Origin of the sequence: Allofrancisella heilbronnii, assembly GCF_000710735.2 — a bacterium.
Lineage (GTDB): Bacteria > Pseudomonadota > Gammaproteobacteria > Francisellales > Francisellaceae > Francisella > Francisella frigidaquae.
In genome coordinates, this window is record NZ_CP144673.1 from 532,228 (window position 1) to 553,691 (window position 21,464).

Here is a 21,464-nt window from a genome sequence, read left to right on the forward strand (position 1 = left end):
GATTATTTTAAGAATTTAAATTATTTTTTATTATTAATTTAGCTTTGATGTTAGAGGTCTCTTTTTCTTTTAATATCTCAAAGCCTTCAAGGCTAAAATTAGTTTGTTTTTCAGTTTCTACATAGATGATAGTTCCTTGAGGAATAAAGCTATTTTCAAGTATAATATTAAGTGTTTTAGGAATAATGTTTTTATTAAAAGGTGGATCTAGAAAAATAATTAGGCGAGAGTTAGGCATATTAAGTGTGCCAAGAGCTTTTACACTATCGGTTTTATATAATTCAAAATTTGAAATTTCTAGGTTTTCTAAGTTTTGTTTTAGTTGGTTTATAGCTTTGATATTAAGTTCATAGAATATAGCTTTTGTAGCACCTCTTGATAAACTCTCTATTCCTAAACTACCACTTCCTGCAAAAGCATCTATACAGATACAGTTATCTATATATGGAGCTAACCAATTAAAAATAGTTTCTTTTAATTGGTCTGAAGTGGGACGAAGACCACTGATGTCGGGAAATTTAAGTCTACGGTTTTTATATTTACCAGCTATCACACGAACAGTGTTAGTTTTCACTATTTGACATCTCCAACTATCACCGTTACAACAGCATTTTTTTGGATTTGCTGGAAAGCTTGACTAATTTGTGCTGGCGTTATAGAGTTTATATTTTCAACATATTTATCAAAAAAATCTAAAGGTAATTTTTTGTTTGCAATAGATGACAACATATTAAGTTTTGAGCTATTTTTTACTGAAGTTAATAAATGTGTACCTTCTATATTCTTTTTTGTGTTTTCAACTATCTCATCATCTATTTTTTTATGAATAAACTCTTCATACACTTCTTTTATGGTATTTAAAGCTAAATTTGGATTACTTGTTTGAGCTGATATCGTAAAGCTACCATAATCAGGGTTAATATTTACATCACTTCCAATGTTGTAAACTAATCCGAGCTCTTCTCTAACTTTGTTAAATAATAGAGAGTTTAGACCACTACCACCAAGTATTTCGTTACCAAGTTTTAATGGGAAATATAAAGGATCTAATATATCCAGCAGAAGTTGGTGACCCACTAAAATTGAAGTTTGATTACTATTAAATTGTTTTTTTATAATAGCAGGCTCAGCTGGTAACTGGATAAAATTTTGCGTGTTTATTTGACCTTTGGGTAGAGAGCTTATAATTTCTTTAGCTAAATTTTGAGTGTCAGATTCACATATATCACCAACTATACAAATATTAGCATTATTAGCACATATATATTTATCATAGAAATTGGTAATATCTTTGATAGTTATTTTTTGTATACTACTCTTATAACCTATAGTAGGATGACTGTAAGGGTTTTCAGCAAAAAGTTGTTTAGAAAATTCTAATGATGCTAGGTAGTTAGGTTGCTTATGTAAATAGTCAATATGTGTAAGTGTTTGTATTTTTTCTCTTTCAAGGATACTTTCATCAAAATCTGGATCTGTAAAGATTTCTCTAAGAATAGCTACTATCTGTTTTAATATATTGGACTCACTTAAAACTCTAACCTTAATACAAAAAAACTCTTTACTAGTTTCAGCATGAATCGATGCACCTATATCTGTAATTTTATTTATAAGTTCTTGTTCGCTAGAAAGCTTTGTTTTTGTGGCAAATAAGCCTACTGCTAAGTCAGCTAAACCATTTAGTTTACCATCAAATGCAGAACCAGCTCTAAAATTAAGCTGAATATCTACCATAGGTAGGTTAGTATCTTTTTGGAGGTATATGTTTGTGTCATTGATGTTAAATTTTTGGATCATTTTTTTTAATCCTTTAGTAAATGTACAGATGTAAGATTTGGTTTGTCAAAGTATTCGTTAAGCACTCTATTTACATCTTCAATGGTTACATCATAAAGTTTGTTAAGGTGCTTATAATAATCAATATCCAAATTGATACTAGCTAATGAACCAATAAGGTTTGCTTGTGTTTCTAATGAATCCATAGCAAATATTTTGTCTGCTTTGATAGTAACCTTAGCACGTGTAAGCTGTTCTTGTGTTATACCATTAGTTTTTAAATCATGAATAGTCTTTTCAATTTTATTTTGAATGTTTTCTAAGCTTTGATCATGATTCGCTATTGCTGTAATAATAAATATATCTTCACCCTTTATAAAAGGTGAATATTCACTGTCTATATGACAGCACAAAGTTTCATCTCTAACTAATTTTTGCTGGAGGATAGAAGCATCAGAACTACCTAAAATACTGTTTAAAATCATTAGCGCAAAAGGATCATTTTTTTGGTATTCAGTAGTTAAAGAAGGGGTTATATAACCCATTATTACAGCAGATGTGTCATTAGGTGGTTTTTTAACTTCTAATTGTCTGTAACCAAAATTGATTAAACTATATTCTTCTTTAGGCTTTGAAATAGTAGAGCAAGGTATACTATCAAAATAATCTCTTATCATAGAATGCGCTGAATCTTTATCAACGTCTCCAACTATCACTATACTGGCATTATTTGGAGCATAGTGCTTCTGGTACCATTTCTTTAGACTACTTAAAGTGTAATTTTCAATATCTTCACGCCAACCTATTATTGGTGTATGACGAGAATTTGTTTGGTATGCTAGTTTCATAAACTCTTCAAAAGCATAGCTAAAAGGTTTATCATCAACCCTAAGGTTACGTTCCTCTAAAACTACTTTTCTTTCTGGAATAAACTCATTTTCATCAAAAATAAGGTTACTCATACGAGAAGATTCTAATGATAAACTTAATTCTAAGTTTCTCTTATGCCAAAATTGGTAATAAGCAGTATAGTCAAAGCTAGTAAAAGCATTTTGAATACCTCCATTATTTTCCACTAAGCTGTTCATATCTTTTTTAGAATATTTATCTGTGCCTTTGAACATCATATGCTCGAGCATATGGGAAATGCCAGTTAACTTTTGAGGCTCATAAGTTGACCCAACTTTATACCATATTTGGGATAAAACAACAGGTGCTCGTTTATTGGGTTTTATATATATATTTAGGCCATTATTAAGGGAGTATGTATATATTTGCATATTTTAAGTTTCTTTTGATTTGATAAATAAGTATATTAGCAGAGCTAATGCAATTATGGTTGGTCCAGCTGCACCAAAAATAGGCGGTATACGTAGTATAAGTGCTATAGGTCCAAAAATTTGATTGATTATAAAAAATGAAAAGCCAAAAAGCGCACCCAAGATAAGTTTGATAATAAGGGTGGATGATCTGTTAGAACCGATACTAAGGGGTACGGAAATTAGTATTAAGACCATTAAAGATACTGGTTGAAACACTTCTTGCCAGAATTTTAAAGACAAAGTATTATCGTTAGCCTGAGTGTTGGAAACCATAAATTTTGTTAATTGCGTTAAGCTTAAATAATCATTGTCATTAATTGTTATAATTCTAGCTACAGATAAAGGTAGAGGATTTGTCCATTTGTCTTGACTTATATTTTTTACAATTTCGAGTTGTTTTTGCTTATCTGAGGTTGGGTAAATAATTTTGTTAATATTGTAAGCATTTGCTACATTATCCGTAGCGTATTTTGCTGTAGCTGCAAAACGAACTTCTTTTAGTTGGTTGTCATCTATTATGAATTTACTAATTGCAGTAGCAGACCTTTTTTCTGGATTGATATGTTGTATATGAGTGATTCCATCAGATGTTTTTAGCCATATATTATTACTGTTGTATTGTACGGTGTTAGTATCAGCAAGTTTTTGTAATACAGGAGCTACGTAACCTCCAAATACTACGGCAATAAAAGCACCAATTAATCCAACGATAATAACTCCTTTAGCAATTTGAAAAGTTGAACGTCCTGAAGACCTAAGAACAATAATTTCAGAGTTATTTGCTAGTAAGCTAAGGCCCATAAGTGCGCCTACCATAGCACAAGCAGGTAGTAGGGTATATAAGATTCCTGGTAATTGGTATAAGGTATTTACAATCAGCTCCCAGTTACTAGCGTTGTTATGGCTATTACTAACTTGTGCTAAATATGTAAAAATAAAGAATAAAATACAAAAAATAGTAGTAACAATCAAAAAACTGTTTAATACTGTTTTAAAGACATAGCGATCAATGCGATTTAAAAACATATCTTTTTACCTTTTATTGGATGTCCCATTTTGTTTTTTGATAGTTCTTATTGCAAACACTGCAAAGAAAATGTGTGGTAGCCAAATTCCTACCCAAGCTGGGATATTACCTTTTGCCATCAGTGTGTTAGTAAACATTACCGAACACAAATATAAGGCTAAAACTATCACAGACGGAAGAAGCTTGGCGTACTTGTTCTGGCGTGGATATAATCTACATAGTGAAAGTGCAAGCAAGCTAGCGATTATTATACTGATACAGTTGTTAAATCTTGAGAAAAGTTCAGCAGTAAACCTGTTTTTTCCTTTTAAAGAGTTTGTAACTAATTCTCCAAAATATAATCTATCCATCCTATAGTGATTATAATCACGAATAGAGTTATCATAGATTGTATATATTGCTTTATCAGCAGTACCATAAGTAGCTTTAAATGAGTTTAACTCACGTGTGTATATGTTTACATCTGTGAAGTTTAAAAAAGCGGCTGTTTTATCTGTTTTAACTGTAGCTTGCGGCGCGGTAATAATTTTATAATCTTTATCCCTTAAAGTTTGCTGGTATAAAAACAAGTCATTTAGTCTGTTTCCAGATTTATTATTGATGTATAACACTCTACCGTTTGGTATAGTAAGTACTTTTCCGTCTGTTATTGAGGATATTAAGGCACGTGCTGATAATGAGGTTTGAAATACATCAGTCGTTTGGTTAGCTAAAGGTATCAGATACATAGATGAAAAAAAAGCAGCTATTGTTAAAACAATAGTAGGTTTTAAAGTATTTAAAGCTATTTGTAGCCATGTAACTCCACCAGCTAAGGTTACAAACATTTCATTGTTTGAGAAATATTTACCAAAACACAGAATTATAGCTAAGAACATAGCTACTGGAATAACAAAAGTTACGTTCTGAGGTAATGTTAAAATTACAAACTTTATGATAGTATCCATACCCAAGCCTTGTGAATAAGCTTTTTGGAAAAGCCTAATAAGTAAGTTAGCAGATACTATAGATATGATAAATAAGGTTATGGAAGTAAAAGTGTTTACAATGTCTCTGTTATAGTATTTTTCTAGAATCAAAATTTATCACAGGTAATTTTTATTAAGCTATTTATAATTCTATAATTTTTATCAATAAAAGTCAGCAACTAATAATAAGCTTCATTCTTAAATTGGATGCGTTAATAAGCATTTTTTGGTATTATATTCGAATAACTAGTAAAGTAAAGATAAGAATATATGAAATTGACTATAACTGATAATGTTAGCTTAAGTTCGGAAGTGATAATTGTTGCTCAAGAAAATTTACAAAAATTGGTGGCTCAAACTAAGTGTCCAAATTCAAAAAAAATACTGGAAAAAAGAGTTTTTAAGGCTAAGTTTGGGGAAGCTCTTCCCTTATTACATGGTGAAAAAACAGTAATACTTTTAGGAATTGGTTTAAGACAAGATTTTTTAAGTTCAGAGTATGATAAAGCTATTACTAAAGCATGTGATTTTTTGAAGAAACTAAGTATAGAAGAAGTTGCAATCAATATAAATTATGTATTTGAAAGCTTTGATATAAGGCAGTTTGCGTCTGAAACTATTAGGGCTTTAGTATCAGAAAGTTATGTCTTTGATGAGCTAAAAACAACAAAAGAAAACTATAGTTTAAACCATATAGAGTTAGTTTATTCAGGTAATCAAGACCTTAAGCAAGCTGCTCAAATAGGTTCTGCTATAGCATGTGGGCAAAATTATGCTAAGGATTTACAGAACTTACCAGCTAATATTTGTAATACTGATTATATGCTTAATGAAGCTAGGGAGCTTACCTCTAAATATGACAAATTTGATTTGGAGTATTTGGGTCAAGATGCAATGGCAGAGCTGGGCATGGGTTGTGCTTTAGCTGTTGGTAGAGGTTCAGATATGCCAAATTATACTGTATCTATGAAATATAATGGTGGCGCTGCGGATCAAGCTCCTATAGTGTTAGTAGGTAAGGGTTTAGTGTTTGATAATGGCGGGGTATGTATAAAGCCTGCTGCTGGTATGGATACTATGAAAATGGATATGGGTGGCGCTGCTGTCGTCATGGGGACTATGAAAACTCTAGCAATGCTTAATCTTCCTATCAATGTGGTAGGTGTGATGGCTTTAGCAGAGAATGCGGTAGATTCTAGATCTTATCGTCCAGGTGATGTGCTTAAAAGTATGAAAGGTATAACAGTAGAGGTTAGTAACACAGATGCAGAAGGTCGACTTGTTTTATGTGATACATTAACTTACATTGGTAAATACAAGCCAAAAGCAGTTATAGATATGGCGACTTTAACGGGAGCTATGGTTATATCCTTAGGCGATGCTTTTTCTGGTTTATTTTCTAATAGTGATAAGCTGGCAAATAGTTTACAGCAAGCAGCGCAAGCTTCTAATGATTTGGTATGGAGGTTGCCTTTACATAAGCCTTATCTAGATAAAATTAAAAGTAAGGTAGCAGATATAGATAACTGTAATAGAGATAGATCAGCAGGGTCTATTGTAGCGGCTTTATTTTTGTCTAAGTTTACAGAAGATTATGAATGGGCGCATCTGGATATAGCAGGTTCAGCAATGGGAGATTTTACAAATTGTAAAGCAAGTGGACGTCCTGTACCACTTTTGACTCATTATTTATTATCTCAAGCAAAATAACTTTTTGTCCTTTTAAATTAAATTTTTAACATCTATAGCAAATTTTTTATTCTGTGATACAATTTTGATGTAATTAAATTCAAAACCTTTAGATTTTAATTACGGAGATCATTAATGTTAAGAATTACTCAACAAGCAATTACTTTTGATGATGTATTGCTTTCACCTAGATACTCAAATGTACTTCCTCACCAAGTAGATTTAAAAACAAACATAACTAGAGATATTCAGTTAAATATACCACTTGTATCAGCTGCTATGGATACAGTTACAGAATCTCGATTAGCTATAGCGATAGCTCAAGAAGGTGGTATTGGTATAGTACATAAAAATATGTCTATAGAGGCACAAGCCCAAGAAGTTAAAAAGGTAAAAAGGTTTGAAAATGGTATGGTGATTGACCCTATCACGATAAAATCACAAGACTCAATTAAGCAAATCATGCAGCTAGCAAAAGAATACAACTTTTCTGGGTTTCCTGTAGTTGATGAGAATAACCAGACGGTCGGTATAGTCACTAAGCGTGATTTTAGATTCGCTAAGGACCTTGATGAACCAGTTAGTTCAATAATGACACCTAAAGAAAAGTTAGTAACAGTGCCTGAAAACTCATCACAAGGATCAATCAAGAAAAAACTCCATGAGCACAAAATAGAAAAACTACTCGTAGTTAATGATGATGGTGTATTAGTAGGTTTAATAACGACTAAGGATATTGAAAGATCACAAAATAAACCAAATGCATGTAAAGACTCTTTAGGACGTCTTAGAGTTGGCGCTGCAGTTGGTACAGCAGCTGATACTAAACAAAGAGTAGCAGCTTTAGCTAAAGAAGACGTTGATATTATAGTGGTAGATACTGCTCATGGGCATTCTCAAGGTGTACTTGACATGGTTAAGTGGATTAAAGACACATACCCACACATACAAGTAATAGGTGGTAATATTGCTACAGCAGAAGCTGCTAAAGATTTAATTAAAGCAGGAGCTGATGCTGTAAAAGTAGGTATTGGTCCTGGTTCAATTTGCACTACTAGGATTGTAGCAGGTGTTGGTGTCCCGCAAATAACAGCTATTGCAAACGTGGCAGAGGCGTTGAAAGATACAGGTGTTCCTGTGATAGCAGATGGAGGTATTAGGTATTCAGGAGATATTGCTAAGGCAATAGTTGCAGGCGCCTCAGTAGTCATGATAGGAGGCTTATTTGCAGGAACAGAAGAGTCTCCTGGAGAGGTTGAGTTGTTTCAAGGTCGCTCTTATAAATCTTATCGTGGTATGGGTTCTCTTGGAGCTATGGAAAAAGGTTCATCTGATAGATATTTTCAAGGAAACACAGAAGCTAAAAAATTTGTTCCAGAAGGGGTTGAAGGGCGTGTACCATACAAAGGTTTACTTTCAGCTGTTATTCATCAGTTGATAGGTGGTTTAAGATCAAGTATGGGATATACCGGTTCAAAAGATATAATTACAATGCGTACAGAGCCAAAGTTTGTGCAAATAACAGGGGCTGGATTTAATGAATCTCATGTGCATAATATAACTATTACAAAAGAACCCCCTAATTACCAGTCTTAATTCTATATTGATCTAGCAAAAAAAGTTATAATTACGGCACCCCTGAATAAATAGGAGAAACTCCTAATGTCAAATGCTATTTTATTTTTAGATGGTAAAATTGATTTATCTTTTTGTCAGAAGTATATTGCTGATAATGAACTTAACTTGCCTATATTTTGTGCTGATGGAGCGTATCTTAAAGTTAAAGGTTCTTATAGTATAAATAAAAAAATAGAAAAAGTTATAGGAGATTTTGACTCATACAATGTAATAGATAATGATTTGTTCTTAATCAAGGACGACCAGTATTCTACAGATTTTGAGAAATGTCTAGATTTTTTATTAGAGAATCATTTCACCAAAGTTTACGTTTTTGGTGCTTCAGAGGGAGAAATGGATCATTTTTTAGGTAACATTTCTACAGCTAAAAGTTATAAGAAAAAAATAGAGATTGAATTTATTGATATTTACTCGCGTTACTTTTTTATATCAAAAGAATTTACTATCAGTGGAGTTTTGGGCAGGATGTTTTCAGTTATGCCTTTTGGCTCGGCAGTTAATATATATTATAATGGTTTAAAATATCCTCTTAATGGCGAAAGTTTATCATTAGGCGCAATGATGGGTACAAGAAATTACGCTGTGGAAGATATTGTAAAGATATCTTACTCTACAGGAGATATTTTATTGTTTATATCACATGGGGAATATAAGGGAAAAATAGATGTTTTGTGATAATTTAAAAAAAAATACTAGTGAGGATATTAATTTAAAATCAGAATTTGAGAAAGACTCTAAAAGAGTGGAAAAATTTTCTCTAGCTTATGAAGGGATATATTTTGATTATTCTAAAAACCTCATAAATAAAATTATCTTTGATAAACTAGTAAAGTTGGCGAATGACTCAAATCTGAAGCAAAAGATCCATCAAATGTTTGCTGGCGAAAAAATAAATATTACAGAAAATAGAGCTGTGTTACATACTGCTTTACGTGATTTATCAAATAACCAGCTAATAGTTGATGACCAAGACGTACGTCTAGAAATTTCGCAAGAAAAACAACGTGTTAAATTGTTTGTAGAAAAAGTTGTTTCTGGTGAATGGAAAGGTTACTCTGGTAAAAAAATAACAGACGTTGTTAATATAGGTATTGGTGGTTCAGATCTTGGTCCAAAGATGGTCGTTCGTGCACTTACTCCATATCATTGTACTGGATTAAAGGTACATTTTGTTTCTAATGTTGATGCTGATTCGTTATTACAAGCTTTGAGCTGCGTTAGTCCAGAAACAACTTTATTTATCATAGCTTCAAAATCTTTTTCAACAGAAGAGACTTTATTAAATTCTATTTCAGCTAGAGAGTGGCTTTTAAATCATTATAAAAAAACACAGGCTGTAGCTAATCATTTTGTGGCTATTTCAAGTCAGCTTGATAAGGTTAAAGAGTTTGGTATTGATTTAGAGCATTGCTATAAAATGTGGGATTGGGTAGGTGGTCGCTATTCATTGTGGTCATCTATTGGTCTACCTATAGCATTTGCAGTAGGTTATGATAATTTTGAAAAGCTTTTAGCAGGAGCTTACTCTATAGATAAACATTTTAAAGAAACAGATTTTGATAAAAATATTCCTGTAATTATGGCGCTACTTGCTAGCTACTATTCATGTGTATATAATAGTCAATCTCAAGCCTTACTGCCTTATGATGATAGACTTGGTTTTTTTGTTGATTATCTTCAGCAAGCAGATATGGAAAGTAATGGTAAGTCTGTTGATTTAACTGGTAACACAGTTAATTATCAAACGGGATCTATACTTTGGGGTGGAGTTGGCACAAATGGTCAACATGCTTTTCACCAACTTTTACATCAAGGTAATATTTTTATTCCAGTTGATTTTATAGCAGTTGCTAAAAGCTATCATAATTACTTTAATCACCAGGAGTCTTTATTGGCAAACTGTTTTGCCCAGTCTCAAGCACTAATGTTTGGACAATCTTATGATATGGTTTATAATGAGCTTTTAGAAAATGGTTTTGGTGAGTATGAGTCAAAGAATTTGGCCTATCATCAGGCAATACCTGGCAATAGACCAAGTACTACAATACTTCTAGAAGAGTTAAGTCCATATAACCTTGGTGCTTTGGTAGCTTTATATGAGCATAAGATATTTGTTCAAGGTGTTTTGTGGGACATTAATAGTTATGACCAATGGGGTGTTGAACTTGGAAAAAAACTTGGAAAAAATATCTTAAAAGCTATGAGAAATTTTAATTCTACAGAGTATTCTCAACTTGACGAATCAACTAAAAATCTAATACAAAAAAGCAAATTTTAAGATGCCTAAGCAATATATAAAAAAAAGAGGTTTTTCATTAGTAGAGGTTATGGTCGTAATAGCTATTATGACTATACTTATGATGGCTGCTATTAGTTCCTTTACTTTTTATTACAAAACTTTTGCAGAAACAAGGCTTACAAATCTACAGAAGATGATTGAATTTGCTGTTATAAAAGCTAGAGTTGATGGTAAAACTGTGGTTATATGTGCAGCTAACGCTGATAGTTTTGATGCTACAGGAAAGTTAGATGAAACAACCTTTAACTGTGCTAATACTGATAGTTGGGGGGACAACCCTATAGTTGCATTTCAAAGCTCTGATGGTACAGCTACATACGTAGCTAATGAGGATAAGATAATAGCAAATCTACCTAAAGGTAATAATGAATCTCTCTATATCAATTTATCAGGTAATCCCTCTTATTTAAAAATTAGTCCTAATGGTTTTATGGCTACAGGCAATGGAAATATAGTATATTGTGATAAAACTAACACGTATAGGGCAGCGTTGATTTTAAACTTAGTAGGTAGGGTAGTATATACTGATAGTCCGACTAAAAAAAATAGTAATGAATTATATGAATGTAATTAAAGTTTGATTTTGTATTAAGGAGAATAAATAATGGCTAGTGATAGAATACCAATGACACCAACAGGTGAAGCAGCACTTAGAGCAGAGCTTAATCAACTTAAAAAAGTTGAAAGACCAGAGATTATAGCAGCTATAGCTGAAGCACGTGAGCATGGTGATCTAAAAGAAAACGCAGAGTATCATGCAGCTAGAGAGAGACAAGGTATGATTGAGGGTAGGATAAAAGATATTGAGGCAAAGCTGGCAAATGCACAAGTTATAGATGTTACAAAATTACTAGCAAATGGTATGGTAGTATTTGGTTGTACAGTTACTCTTGTGAACATAGATACTGAAGAAGAGTTTACATATAAAATAGTAGGTGAAGATGAAGCTGATATAGATAATCAAAAAATATCAATACAAGCGCCATTAGCACGTGCACTTATCAAAAAAGAAGAAGGGGATGAGGTTGTTTTAGAAACACCGAAAGGAAGAGTTACTTACGAAATTGTCGAAGTCTTGTATCAATAACTTTACTTTTTAGTTTTATTCTTAAAACAGATTCTATATGAAAAAAATTATAATTAAGGGCGCAAAAACCCATAATCTAAAAAATATCGACGTTGAAATACCTAGAGATAAGCTAACAGTTATAACTGGCTTAAGTGGTTCTGGTAAATCTTCTCTCGCATTTGATACTTTATATGCTGAAGGACAAAGAAGATACGTCGAATCTTTATCCTCTTACGCAAGGCAGTTTTTATCTATGATGGACAAGCCAGAAGTTGAACACATAGAGGGTTTGTCACCAGCTATTTCCATAGACCAGAAAACAACTTCACATAATCCACGCTCTACGGTAGGAACTGTTACAGAAATTTATGATTATTTAAGGGTTTTTTTTGCTAGAGTGGGTCAACCGAAATGTCCTACTCATGATATTGAGCTTAAAGCTCAAACTGTAAGTCAAATGGTTGATAGGGTTTTAGAATTTGATGATAATGATAGGTTAATGATATTAGCACCAATTATTTCTGAGAAAAAAGGAACTCATCATACACTTTTAGATAAAATACAAGCACAAGGTTATATTAGGGTTAGAATAAATGGCGAGTTTTACAATCTTGATGAAGACTACCCAGAATTAGACCGATACAAAAAACATAACATAGATGTTGTAGTAGACAGATTTAAGCCAAAACAAGATAATCAGCAACGCATTGCCGAATCACTTGAAACAGCCTTAGATTTAGGAAATGGCATAGTCAAGTTGGCTAATATGAATGATGAAAGTGCTAAAGATATACTATTTTCATCAAAGCATGCTTGTCCTTTATGTAGTTTCGCATTAAAAGAGCTTTCCCCTAGAATATTTTCTTTTAATAGCCCGTTAGGAGCTTGTAGCAGCTGTGATGGGTTAGGTGTTAAAGAGTTTTTTGATGAGAAAAAAATTATTGTTGATGAAACTTTATCTCTGAGAGTTGGAGCTATCTCTAAGTGGAATAAAAATAATCAATACTATTTTTCGCAGCTAGAATCATTAGCTCAGCATTATAAATTTTCATTAGACAAGCCTTTTGCAGAATTGCCTAAAGAAATACAGAATATAATTTTATATGGCTCAGATGAAGAGATAATAAAAATGACGATAGACTCTATTCGTGGAGGTAAGCAAGTACGTCAAAAAGCTTTCGAAGGGGTAATTCCTCATTTTGAACGTAGGTATTATGAGTCAGATTCTGATATGGTCAAAAAAGACCTATATGAGTTGATGAGTAATTTAACTTGTAAATCATGCGGCGGTGCTAGAATCAATGAGTACGCACGCAACATTTTTATAGCTGACAAAAATATAGCAGATGTTTGCCAGTTATCTACTCAAGATCTGTTAGTTTGGTTAGGTAACTTACAGTTTGCTGGACAACAACAGGTGATAGCTGAGAGTCTACTTAAAGAAATAAAATTAAGGGTACAATTTTTAGCAGATGTTGGTTTAGAATATCTTAGTTTAGCAAGACAGGCAGATACTTTATCAGGTGGTGAGGCTCAGCGTATTCGTTTGGCTAGTCAAATAGGTGCTGGTTTAGTTGGAGTAATGTATATTTTAGATGAGCCCTCTATAGGGCTTCATCAACGAGATAACCAACGTTTGCTTGATGCTTTACATAATCTTAAAAATATTGGCAATACAGTTATAGTTGTAGAGCATGATGAAGACGCTATACGCCAGGCAGATTATATAATCGATATGGGTCCTATGGCTGGGGTTCATGGTGGTCAAGTTGTTGCTGCAGGTGATTATAGCACTATCATAAAGAGTCAAAACTCACTGACTGCTGATTACCTAAGTGGTCGTAAAAAAATAGCAGTACCAGAAATTAGAATTAAAGCTGATAAAAATAGATTCTTAGAGATAACAGGAGCTACTGGTAATAATCTTCAAGGTGATGATTTAAAAATTCCCATGGGGGTGCTTACTTGCGTTACAGGAGTTTCAGGATCAGGTAAATCCACTCTTATAAATAGAACACTTTATCCATTAGCATCACGATTGTTAAATAGAAGTACATTAGTTCCTATGCAATATAAATCTCATAAGGGTTTTAATCATTTAGATAAAGTTATTGATATTGATCAGTCACCAATTGGTAGGACTCCACGCTCAAACCCAGCCACTTACACCGGAGTATTTACACCAATCCGTGAGTTATTTGCAGCAACCTCAGAGGCTAGATCAAGAGGTTATACTGCTGGTAGATTTAGTTTTAATGTTCGTGGTGGAAGGTGTGAAGCCTGCCAAGGTGACGGTGTAATAAAAGTAGAAATGCACTTTTTGGCAGATGTATACGTTGCTTGCGATGTTTGTGAAGGTAAGCGCTATAACCGAGAAACATTAGCGGTCCAATATAAAGGAAAAAACATTTACGAAGTTTTAGAAATGACTGTCGAAGAAGCGCTTGAATTTTATGAAGCTGTCCCCACTATTAAAACTAAGCTAGAAGCTTTGATGAGTGTGGGACTGTCTTATATTAAGCTAGGACAAAGTGCTACAACATTATCAGGTGGAGAGGCTCAGCGTGTAAAACTAGCTAAAGAGCTATCTAAAAGATCTACTGGTAAGACTTTATACATATTAGATGAGCCAACAACAGGGTTACATTTTTATGATATTCATCAGTTACTAAAGGTTATCATGGATTTACGTGATAAAGGAAATACTATAGTTGTTATTGAGCATAACCTAGATGTGATAAAAACAGCTGATTGGATAATAGATTTAGGTCCAGAAGGTGGTAACAAGGGTGGACAAATAATATTTGAAGGTACACCTGAAGAAATAATTGGGTGTAAAGAATCTTATACAGGTAAATATTTAAAAGAGCTACTATAAAAATTATTAGAAGTTTTGTTTAGTAAACTAATATTTCAGCTTTAGATTAGTAATTGAATAGACTAGAATGTAGGTATGGGAGTTACATATTTAGCTGTGGTTGGGCTTTTTAGTTAAAACAACTAGCCAATAGTAAAAATTTTTACTATAGTATATTAGGATTTTATTTTTAAAATTTAAAAAAGGAATTAAGGGCTTAAATAAAAATATGGCACAAAATAATGACAATAAAAGTAATATGCTAAAAAATATTATTTTTTGGGTATTAATAATTGGTGGAATGTTATTGTTGTTTAATGGTATTAATGATACGAATAATTCTTCTCGAAATATTGATTATTCAACTTTTGTATCTAAGCTAAAAGATAATCAGATAAGTTCAGTAGATGTCGATGGCAGAACAATTTCAGGGAAAACTAGTTCTGGCGAAAGCTTTGTCACATACGCACCTTTGTTAGATAGTAGTCTAGTCGGTAAGCTAGAAACTAGTAAAGCTGTAGTTAAGGCAAAAGCCCCAGAGAAACCTAATTTACTTTTAGCATTTTTGCTTAATTGGTTACCAATGCTTTTAATCTTTGGTTTTTTTATTTATATGATGACTAAAGCTGGTGGCGGTGGTAAAGGAGGTCCTTTTTCTTATGGTAGAAGTAGGGCTAAACTTTTAGGTGAAGATCAGATAAAAGTTACTTTAGATGACGTTGCTGGGGTGGACGAAGCTAAAGAAGATGTGGCAGAAATAGTTGATTTTTTAAGAGAACCTAAAAAGTATGAAAAAATTGGTGGTAAAATACCAAAGGGCGTTTTAATGGTTGGACCTCCAGGTACAGGTAAAACCTTGTTAGCTAGAGCTATCGCTGGTGAAGCTAAAGTGCCGTTTTTTTCTATCTCGGGTTCTGATTTTGTTGAAATGTTTGTAGGCGTTGGTGCTTCACGTGTGCGTGATATGTTTGAGCAAGCTAAGAAAAAAGCACCTTGTTTAGTATTTATTGACGAAATAGATGCTGTAGGTCGCCATCGTGGTGCTGGTATGGGTGGTGGTAACGATGAAAGAGAACAAACTCTGAACCAACTATTAGTTGAGATGGATGGCTTTGCTGATAATGAGGGCGTTATCATAATAGCAGCAACTAATAGACCTGATGTGCTTGATAAAGCATTACTAAGACCAGGTAGGTTTGACAGACAAGTTACTGTAGGTTTACCAACAGTCAAAGGTCGTGAAGCTATATTAAAAGTACATATGAAAAAAATAAATATGGGTGATGATGTACGAGCTGACTGGATTGCTCGCGGTACTCCAGGTTTTTCTGGAGCAGAGTTAGCAAATTTAGTCAACGAAGCTGCACTATTTGCTGCAAAAGAGTCTAAAGAAAAAGTCACAATGGCTGATTTTGAAAAAGCTAAAGATAAGATCCTTATGGGAGCTGAAAGAAGGTCAATGGCAATGACTGAAAAAGAAAAGAAACTTACAGCTTATCATGAAGCTGGACATGCTATCATTGGTAGACTTATGCCTGAGCATGATCCTGTCTATAAGGTTAGTATTATACCACGAGGCCGTGCTCTTGGTGTAACTATGTATATGCCAGATGGTGATAAGGTTAGCCAAAGTAGATTAGTGCTCCAAGGGCGCTTATGTAGTATTTTTGGTGGTAGATTGGCAGAGGAGCTAATATTTGGTTATGAGCACGTTACTACAGGAGCATCTAATGATATTCAAGTAGCAACAGATATAGCACGTAATTACGTTGCTCGTTGGGGCTTATCTGATTCTATGGGTACTATACTCTATGAGGTAGAAGATGATGGCCCATTTGGAGGCTCTGGTGGTAGAACTTCTAAAATTTCTGATGTTACGATACGTGAGGTAGATACTGAAGTACGTAAACTTATAGATTCAAGTTATGCTAAAGCTAAAAAACTGTTAGAAGAGAATATAGACATTTTACATGCTATGGCAGAAGCTTTGATGAAGTATGAAACTATAGATGCAATGCAAGTTGATGATCTAATGGCTAGAAGAGATGTCCGTGAGCCTGGAGAGTACGGTGATAGTTATAAGCCAAGGAATATACAAAGCGAAGCAGCTATTTTAGAATCTAATCCTGCAGAGTCTACAAAGCTTGAGCCATCAGTAGCATCAGTAGGAGAAGACAAAGACAAAAACAAGCATAAGGACAAAGAAAATAATTAGAATTTGATTGTAATTTGTAAATAGCAATCTAAGTAAAGTTAAATAATAATGACTTTTGCTTAAATAACTGTGGTAAAAATAAAACAATTGATAATATAAATAATAAGGAAAAACATATGTTACCAACTCCTCATATAGAAGCAGATAGCAAAGATAAGTTCGCAAAAACAGTAATAATGCCGGGTGATCCTTTAAGAGTGAAATATATTGCGGAAAATTACCTAGAAGATGTTATCAGAGTAAATACTGTTAGAAATATGCTGGGTTACACAGGTACTTACAAAGGACAAAAAGTTAGTGTTATGGGTTCTGGTATGGGCGTTCCTAGTATGGGTATATATTCATACGAGTTATTTAAGTATTATGATGTTGATAATATTATTCGAGTAGGGTCTTGTGGTTCATATACGGAAGATTATAAAATCTACGATGTTGTGCTTATTGAAGAAAGTTATGGTGAGTCAATGTTTATTGAGCTTGTGACAGGTGAGAAAACTAATATGATTAAGCCTAGTACGAAGTTAAATGCAGAGCTTGTTAAGTCAGCTAAAAACTTGGGTATAGAATTAAAAAAAGTAAAAGCGCATTGTACAGATATTTTTTATAGAAAAAATTTCAATGACTATAAAGATATTAGTAAAAAGTTCGGTTGCGGGGTTGTAGAGATGGAAACTGCTGCTCTATTTGCAAACGCAAAAGTATTAGGTAAAAAAGCAGCTGCGATTATGACAGTATCAGATTGTTTAGTAACAGGTGCATCTACCACTTCAGCAGAAAGGCAAGATTCTTTCACTAATATGATGGAAGTTGCTTTAGGGACTCTAGAAAATAACTAATTTGACCTTTTTTTCGAGCCTTTTCATTAAACTGTGTAGATAGTTTTATAGATTATGCCTGCAATCTACTTTCAAGGTGAATGATGAAATAAGGCATAGCCGCATTTGCATGTGTTTATTCAAGCCATTTTTACTTATGAATCTACGCTGTTAATCCACATATTTAATTGGTTTATTTTTTATCTTTTTCATACTGTGCTTTCAATTTCTTATTATTTAGTTCCTTATTGGATTTGCAGTTTCCCTCCTTACACCATGTGTTATAAAATACCCCACCTTCCTCATATCCTTTGATGGTTCTGAATATTTTTGTAGGACCTATACAAGCATGATTATTAATACCACACCAAAAATAGGCTTTAGTACCACTTATATTATAAAGATCATAGTTTTTGTTTTTTAAGAAGGGAGTAATTTGTAACTTCTGAGATGCAGTATCCTTAGCTTTATTACAGAAGTTGATAAACCCACTCGTATTTTTATATTTACATGAACTATCGGGAATAATAACCTCAGCAGCATTACCATACAGTTTTTTTACCTCAGTACTTATATATGTCACAAAATCTTCATAACTAGAGTATTGCAAAGGACGACCTAATTGTCTGTTTTTTGTATAATTTACTTGATGTGTTCGCTCATTATGTACTTTTAAGTTTGATGAGGTGTTAAAGCTACTATTACAGCCTTTAAAATTACACCTAAATGGTTTCTCTCCTGTATGTATGCGCATATGTTTTTTCAAGTTTGATGATTGGGTGAAACGTTTATTACAGACTCCACACTTATGTTTTTTCTCTTTAGTATGTATTTCTAAATTCCCTGTTGGATTTTCATTATCGCTATTTAATGTTTCTTCCATAAGAATATCTACTGGCTGAGGTTTATTTTGTCTTTTACCTAAAATTTTATCTGTTATTTTTGACTTTTCTAACTGTTTAGTAGCCTTTTGTATTTGTAGTGGTATGCTAATAGTATTATTATTTACTTCAATGTAGGGTTGTTCTTGGTTTTTATTCATACCTAAAGAAATTTGTATTCTATTATTGGCCATTTGTCTATCAGCTATTAAAAAATAGTGTTCTTTGCCAGGTACTGTATTATCATAACCAACATCAATATCGATTAAATTATTTGACGGAGCTATAGCTGTTATTTGCTCAATAGATGTTTGTCCTGGTTCTACCATTATCCGGTGTATATTAAGTCTAATATTGGGGTATAAATTTACTAATAAAAACATAACTAAATCGCCAGCTTCATTATTCCATAAGCCTGAATTTGCTATATCATAGTAAACTTTATTAAAATTACTAGCAGGAACAAAAGGCCTTAGATACTGCTGTACCACCATGTCATTTTGAATATATGAAGCTAATATAGCCCTTAAATCCTCACCAGAGTCAGGAAAGCCAACAATATCATTAACTCTTCCTAAACGATGAACTTGTTTAACTACAGCATTATAAAAACAGTTACCATCGCGTTTTATCTCACCATTATCTTTAATGTTATTACGCTGTAATTTTCTACTTTTTCTTTTTTGTGGCCCATCGTTTTTAATGAAAAATTTATTTAATTCTTGTATAAATTGATCAATTAACTTTTGATCTTTATAACCTTGATTATACTCAATATGCTTAATAATCTCGCTTTTAAGATTATTTTTCGGTAGTTCAATTTTCGGAGGAATTGGCTTTCCTTTATAATTATTTATTTCTACAGCCTTGGCTTTGCGTATTTCTTTATGTATATCTTTATTTCCATTAGGATAAACTTCTTTAAGATTATTAACACTTAACTCAGATAGAAAAAAGAGTCTTTGAAATATTATCACGCTATGGATGGTTTTCGAGATCATGTTAAATAATCTGTTGTCAGAAAATATTGATTCAAGGTTATCATTATTTAATTTATTGATATCAGAAATATACTGTTTTAGTTCAATTTCTAATTTACCTATTTCTGGAGTATTCTTTATTTTGACCTTTTCATAATGCTTCTTATATTTATCAATTTGTTCTTCTTTAGCCTTAATATTTGCGTTTAACCTAATTAGTGTACTTTTGTATAGATGTCTAATACTTTGCTTTTGGAGAAATTTGGTATAAAAATTATAAAAAATCTTTAGTCCATCACCGCATTCAAAGCTTATATCATACATCCCTCGCTTGTTTATCTGTAAGTCTATGTATTTTTCTTGATCACCAAACATACTCCCGTAACCTTTTAAAGCTTTTTTAGTAGCTTCTAACTTAGCATGAAAATTTTCAAGTAAAACAGCTAATAATAATCCTGCATACCCACTAGCAAAGCCTCCTATTTTTCTTTCCTCTTTTTCATTGTTTTCTAGTTGACTTATGGGTGGTCGAGCTTCCATATATTTTTTATACGCTTCCCTATATTTTTTATACAATGAATGAGAAGAATACAGAAGATAAATATGAACTTTTTTAAGTTTTTTTTGACACATTAAACCTTGATGAATGAAATCTTTTATATTATCCAATCCCATATACACTAACCCAGATAAGATCATGTGAGTTGTCTTACACACAAATAATAATGCGCCTTCAGGAGCCGGAAGTATAGAATCAGGTACTAAGGTATTTTCTTTATCAAATAAAGCTACTTTAGATAATGAATTATCTTCGTTAACTCTTAATAAATCTGACAATGATTTAGAGCCATTTAATAGCTTTTTACTAATTTGCTTAGCCTTTTTTTTAGGTACCACTGTTTTTGCCTTACCAAAGTTAAAAACTTCATATTGGACGTAGTCAAAAGGTATTTGGAATGATGGATGTCGATAAATATTTTTAGTAAATTTTTTATCCCATGGGACTGCATAAATGTCTATATTTAATATATGTAAAAGATTTATAAAGTCTTTTGGTAATTTTAAATGGTACATGTTTTTCCTCATATTGGTTAGTTATACGTAAATCTAATGCTGTTTAGGTATTTAAAACCTATGAAAATGATTTACCAAATGTAAAATAATATTTAAAAATATATAAAATATTTATTAAATTAATTCTACTAAAAAATTTTATTAGCCTTTAATTTAAAATATTATACGCAAAAAGCTATAAATTGCATAATGCAATTTAAATTTTAAATAAATTTTATTTCTATAATTGGCTGTTATAATCTGGCTACAGTAAGTTCACAGCGGCGCATACAACATTGCTAGATTGTATTTACTAATGAAAATTTAAAAATAATATTTGTCAGATATTTAAATTTTTTTTAATTTGTTGCAGAGCTTCTTTTGCTTTGTAGTTCGAAAGGTTTTTCTCATGGGGCTTGTTAGTTGAGTAATCGATTAAGACTTCTATTTTTTCTAATTTGGAAAAAAGCTTACTTTTTTTTAGTATCTCTATAAATTGTGATTGTAATTCTTTTATTTTAAATTTTAAAATTTCCTTTTGACTTTTGCATATTATTTTTTCAGGCGCATAATACACAATTTCGGTATCATTTAGATACGGGATATTTAGTTTCTTTAATTCTTTATTTGCTACCTCGATAGATAAAATCAAGTTTTTAGTTTTATTTATTAGTTCTTTGTTTGCTTGGGTTGAGTTAGTTATTTTACTGCGAGTTTTATATTTATCTATATTAGAGATTTTTTCGGGAATAATAGTTATAGTCATTTCTATTAATCTTTTTTATGGTAGCCATTAAAACTTTGCTTTAAAACCAGAATAAAATTTTTTTATCATTTTGTCTATAAGTATTTCCACTTAATTATACGATGAAATA

General features: G+C 32.3%; 16 protein-coding genes. 9 read left to right on the forward strand and 7 right to left on the reverse strand.

Going from position 1 to position 21,464, the window contains the following annotated elements; translation table 11 throughout:
- Window positions 1–7 precede the first annotated feature (7 nt).
- From rsmD to lptF, 5 genes are read right to left on the reverse strand one after another with little or no spacing between them, the layout of a single operon-like run.
- A complete protein-coding gene (gene rsmD / locus FRA_RS02520; RefSeq protein WP_035721676.1) occupies window positions 8–574 on the reverse strand; it encodes a 16S rRNA (guanine(966)-N(2))-methyltransferase RsmD in 567 nt (188 codons plus the stop codon).
- Entirely contained in the window at window positions 574–1,797 is a 1,224-nt protein-coding gene (locus tag FRA_RS02525) for a M16 family metallopeptidase (protein WP_035721679.1), read from the reverse strand. Before FRA_RS02525 ends, rsmD begins: the two co-directional genes overlap by 1 nt.
- Window positions 1,798–1,802: 5 nt before the next feature.
- The gene (locus FRA_RS02530; protein WP_035721682.1) at window positions 1,803–3,056 is read right to left on the reverse strand and encodes a M16 family metallopeptidase; all 1,254 of its coding nucleotides are present in this window, start codon (window positions 3,054–3,056) and stop codon (window positions 1,803–1,805) included.
- Window positions 3,057–3,059: 3 nt separating this feature from the next.
- The gene (gene lptG / locus FRA_RS02535; RefSeq protein ID WP_035721685.1) at window positions 3,060–4,124 is read right to left on the reverse strand and encodes an LPS export ABC transporter permease LptG; all 1,065 of its coding nucleotides are present in this window, start codon (window positions 4,122–4,124) and stop codon (window positions 3,060–3,062) included.
- Window positions 4,125–4,130: 6 nt separating this feature from the next.
- On the reverse strand, window positions 4,131–5,204 hold the full coding sequence (gene lptF / locus FRA_RS02540; protein ID WP_035721689.1) for an LPS export ABC transporter permease LptF: 1,074 nt from the start codon (window positions 5,202–5,204) through the stop codon (window positions 4,131–4,133).
- 159 nt (window positions 5,205–5,363) lie between these two features.
- On the opposite strand from lptF, the gene FRA_RS02545 reads away from it, so the two are divergent.
- The 9 genes from FRA_RS02545 (at window position 5,364) to deoD (ending at window position 17,696) form a co-directional block, all read left to right on the forward strand.
- Window positions 5,364–6,803, forward strand: coding sequence for a leucyl aminopeptidase (locus FRA_RS02545; RefSeq protein WP_035721692.1), 1,440 nt, complete (start codon window positions 5,364–5,366; stop codon window positions 6,801–6,803).
- Window positions 6,804–6,917: 114 nt separating this feature from the next.
- Window positions 6,918–8,378 (forward strand): IMP dehydrogenase, encoded by a 1,461-nt coding sequence (guaB, locus tag FRA_RS02550; protein WP_035721695.1) that lies wholly within the window; start codon window positions 6,918–6,920, stop codon window positions 8,376–8,378.
- 66 nt (window positions 8,379–8,444) lie between these two features.
- Entirely contained in the window at window positions 8,445–9,095 is a 651-nt protein-coding gene (locus FRA_RS02555) for a thiamine diphosphokinase (protein ID WP_035721697.1), read from the forward strand.
- The gene (gene pgi / locus FRA_RS02560; RefSeq protein ID WP_035721701.1) at window positions 9,085–10,698 is read left to right on the forward strand and encodes a glucose-6-phosphate isomerase; all 1,614 of its coding nucleotides are present in this window, start codon (window positions 9,085–9,087) and stop codon (window positions 10,696–10,698) included. The genes FRA_RS02555 and pgi overlap by 11 nt, the downstream gene beginning before the upstream one ends.
- 1 nt (window position 10,699) lies before the next feature.
- Window positions 10,700–11,293, forward strand: coding sequence for a pilus assembly FimT family protein (locus FRA_RS02565; RefSeq protein WP_035721704.1), 594 nt, complete (start codon window positions 10,700–10,702; stop codon window positions 11,291–11,293).
- A 30-nt stretch (window positions 11,294–11,323) separates the two neighbouring features.
- Window positions 11,324–11,806, forward strand: a complete 483-nt coding sequence (greA, locus tag FRA_RS02570; protein ID WP_035721707.1) for a transcription elongation factor GreA — start codon at window positions 11,324–11,326, stop codon at window positions 11,804–11,806.
- A 37-nt stretch (window positions 11,807–11,843) separates the two neighbouring features.
- Entirely contained in the window at window positions 11,844–14,666 is a 2,823-nt protein-coding gene (gene uvrA / locus FRA_RS02575) for an excinuclease ABC subunit UvrA (protein WP_035721710.1), read from the forward strand.
- Window positions 14,667–14,874: 208 nt separating this feature from the next.
- Window positions 14,875–16,860 (forward strand): ATP-dependent zinc metalloprotease FtsH, encoded by a 1,986-nt coding sequence (gene ftsH, locus FRA_RS02580; protein WP_081835947.1) that lies wholly within the window; start codon window positions 14,875–14,877, stop codon window positions 16,858–16,860.
- Between the two features lie 116 nt (window positions 16,861–16,976).
- Complete coding sequence (gene deoD, locus FRA_RS02585) at window positions 16,977–17,696, forward strand: purine-nucleoside phosphorylase (protein ID WP_035721713.1); 720 nt, start codon at window positions 16,977–16,979, stop codon at window positions 17,694–17,696.
- Between the two features lie 172 nt (window positions 17,697–17,868).
- Here deoD and FRA_RS02590 read toward each other — a convergent pair whose 3' ends face one another.
- Window positions 17,869–20,610 (reverse strand): C2H2-type zinc finger protein, encoded by a 2,742-nt coding sequence (locus FRA_RS02590; protein ID WP_464110834.1) that lies wholly within the window; start codon window positions 20,608–20,610, stop codon window positions 17,869–17,871.
- A gap of 319 nt (window positions 20,611–20,929) precedes the next feature.
- Window positions 20,930–21,355: a hypothetical protein gene (locus FRA_RS02595; protein ID WP_035719372.1), complete on the reverse strand. Its 426-nt coding sequence runs from the start codon at window positions 21,353–21,355 to the stop codon at window positions 20,930–20,932.
- Window positions 21,356–21,464 lie beyond the last annotated feature (109 nt).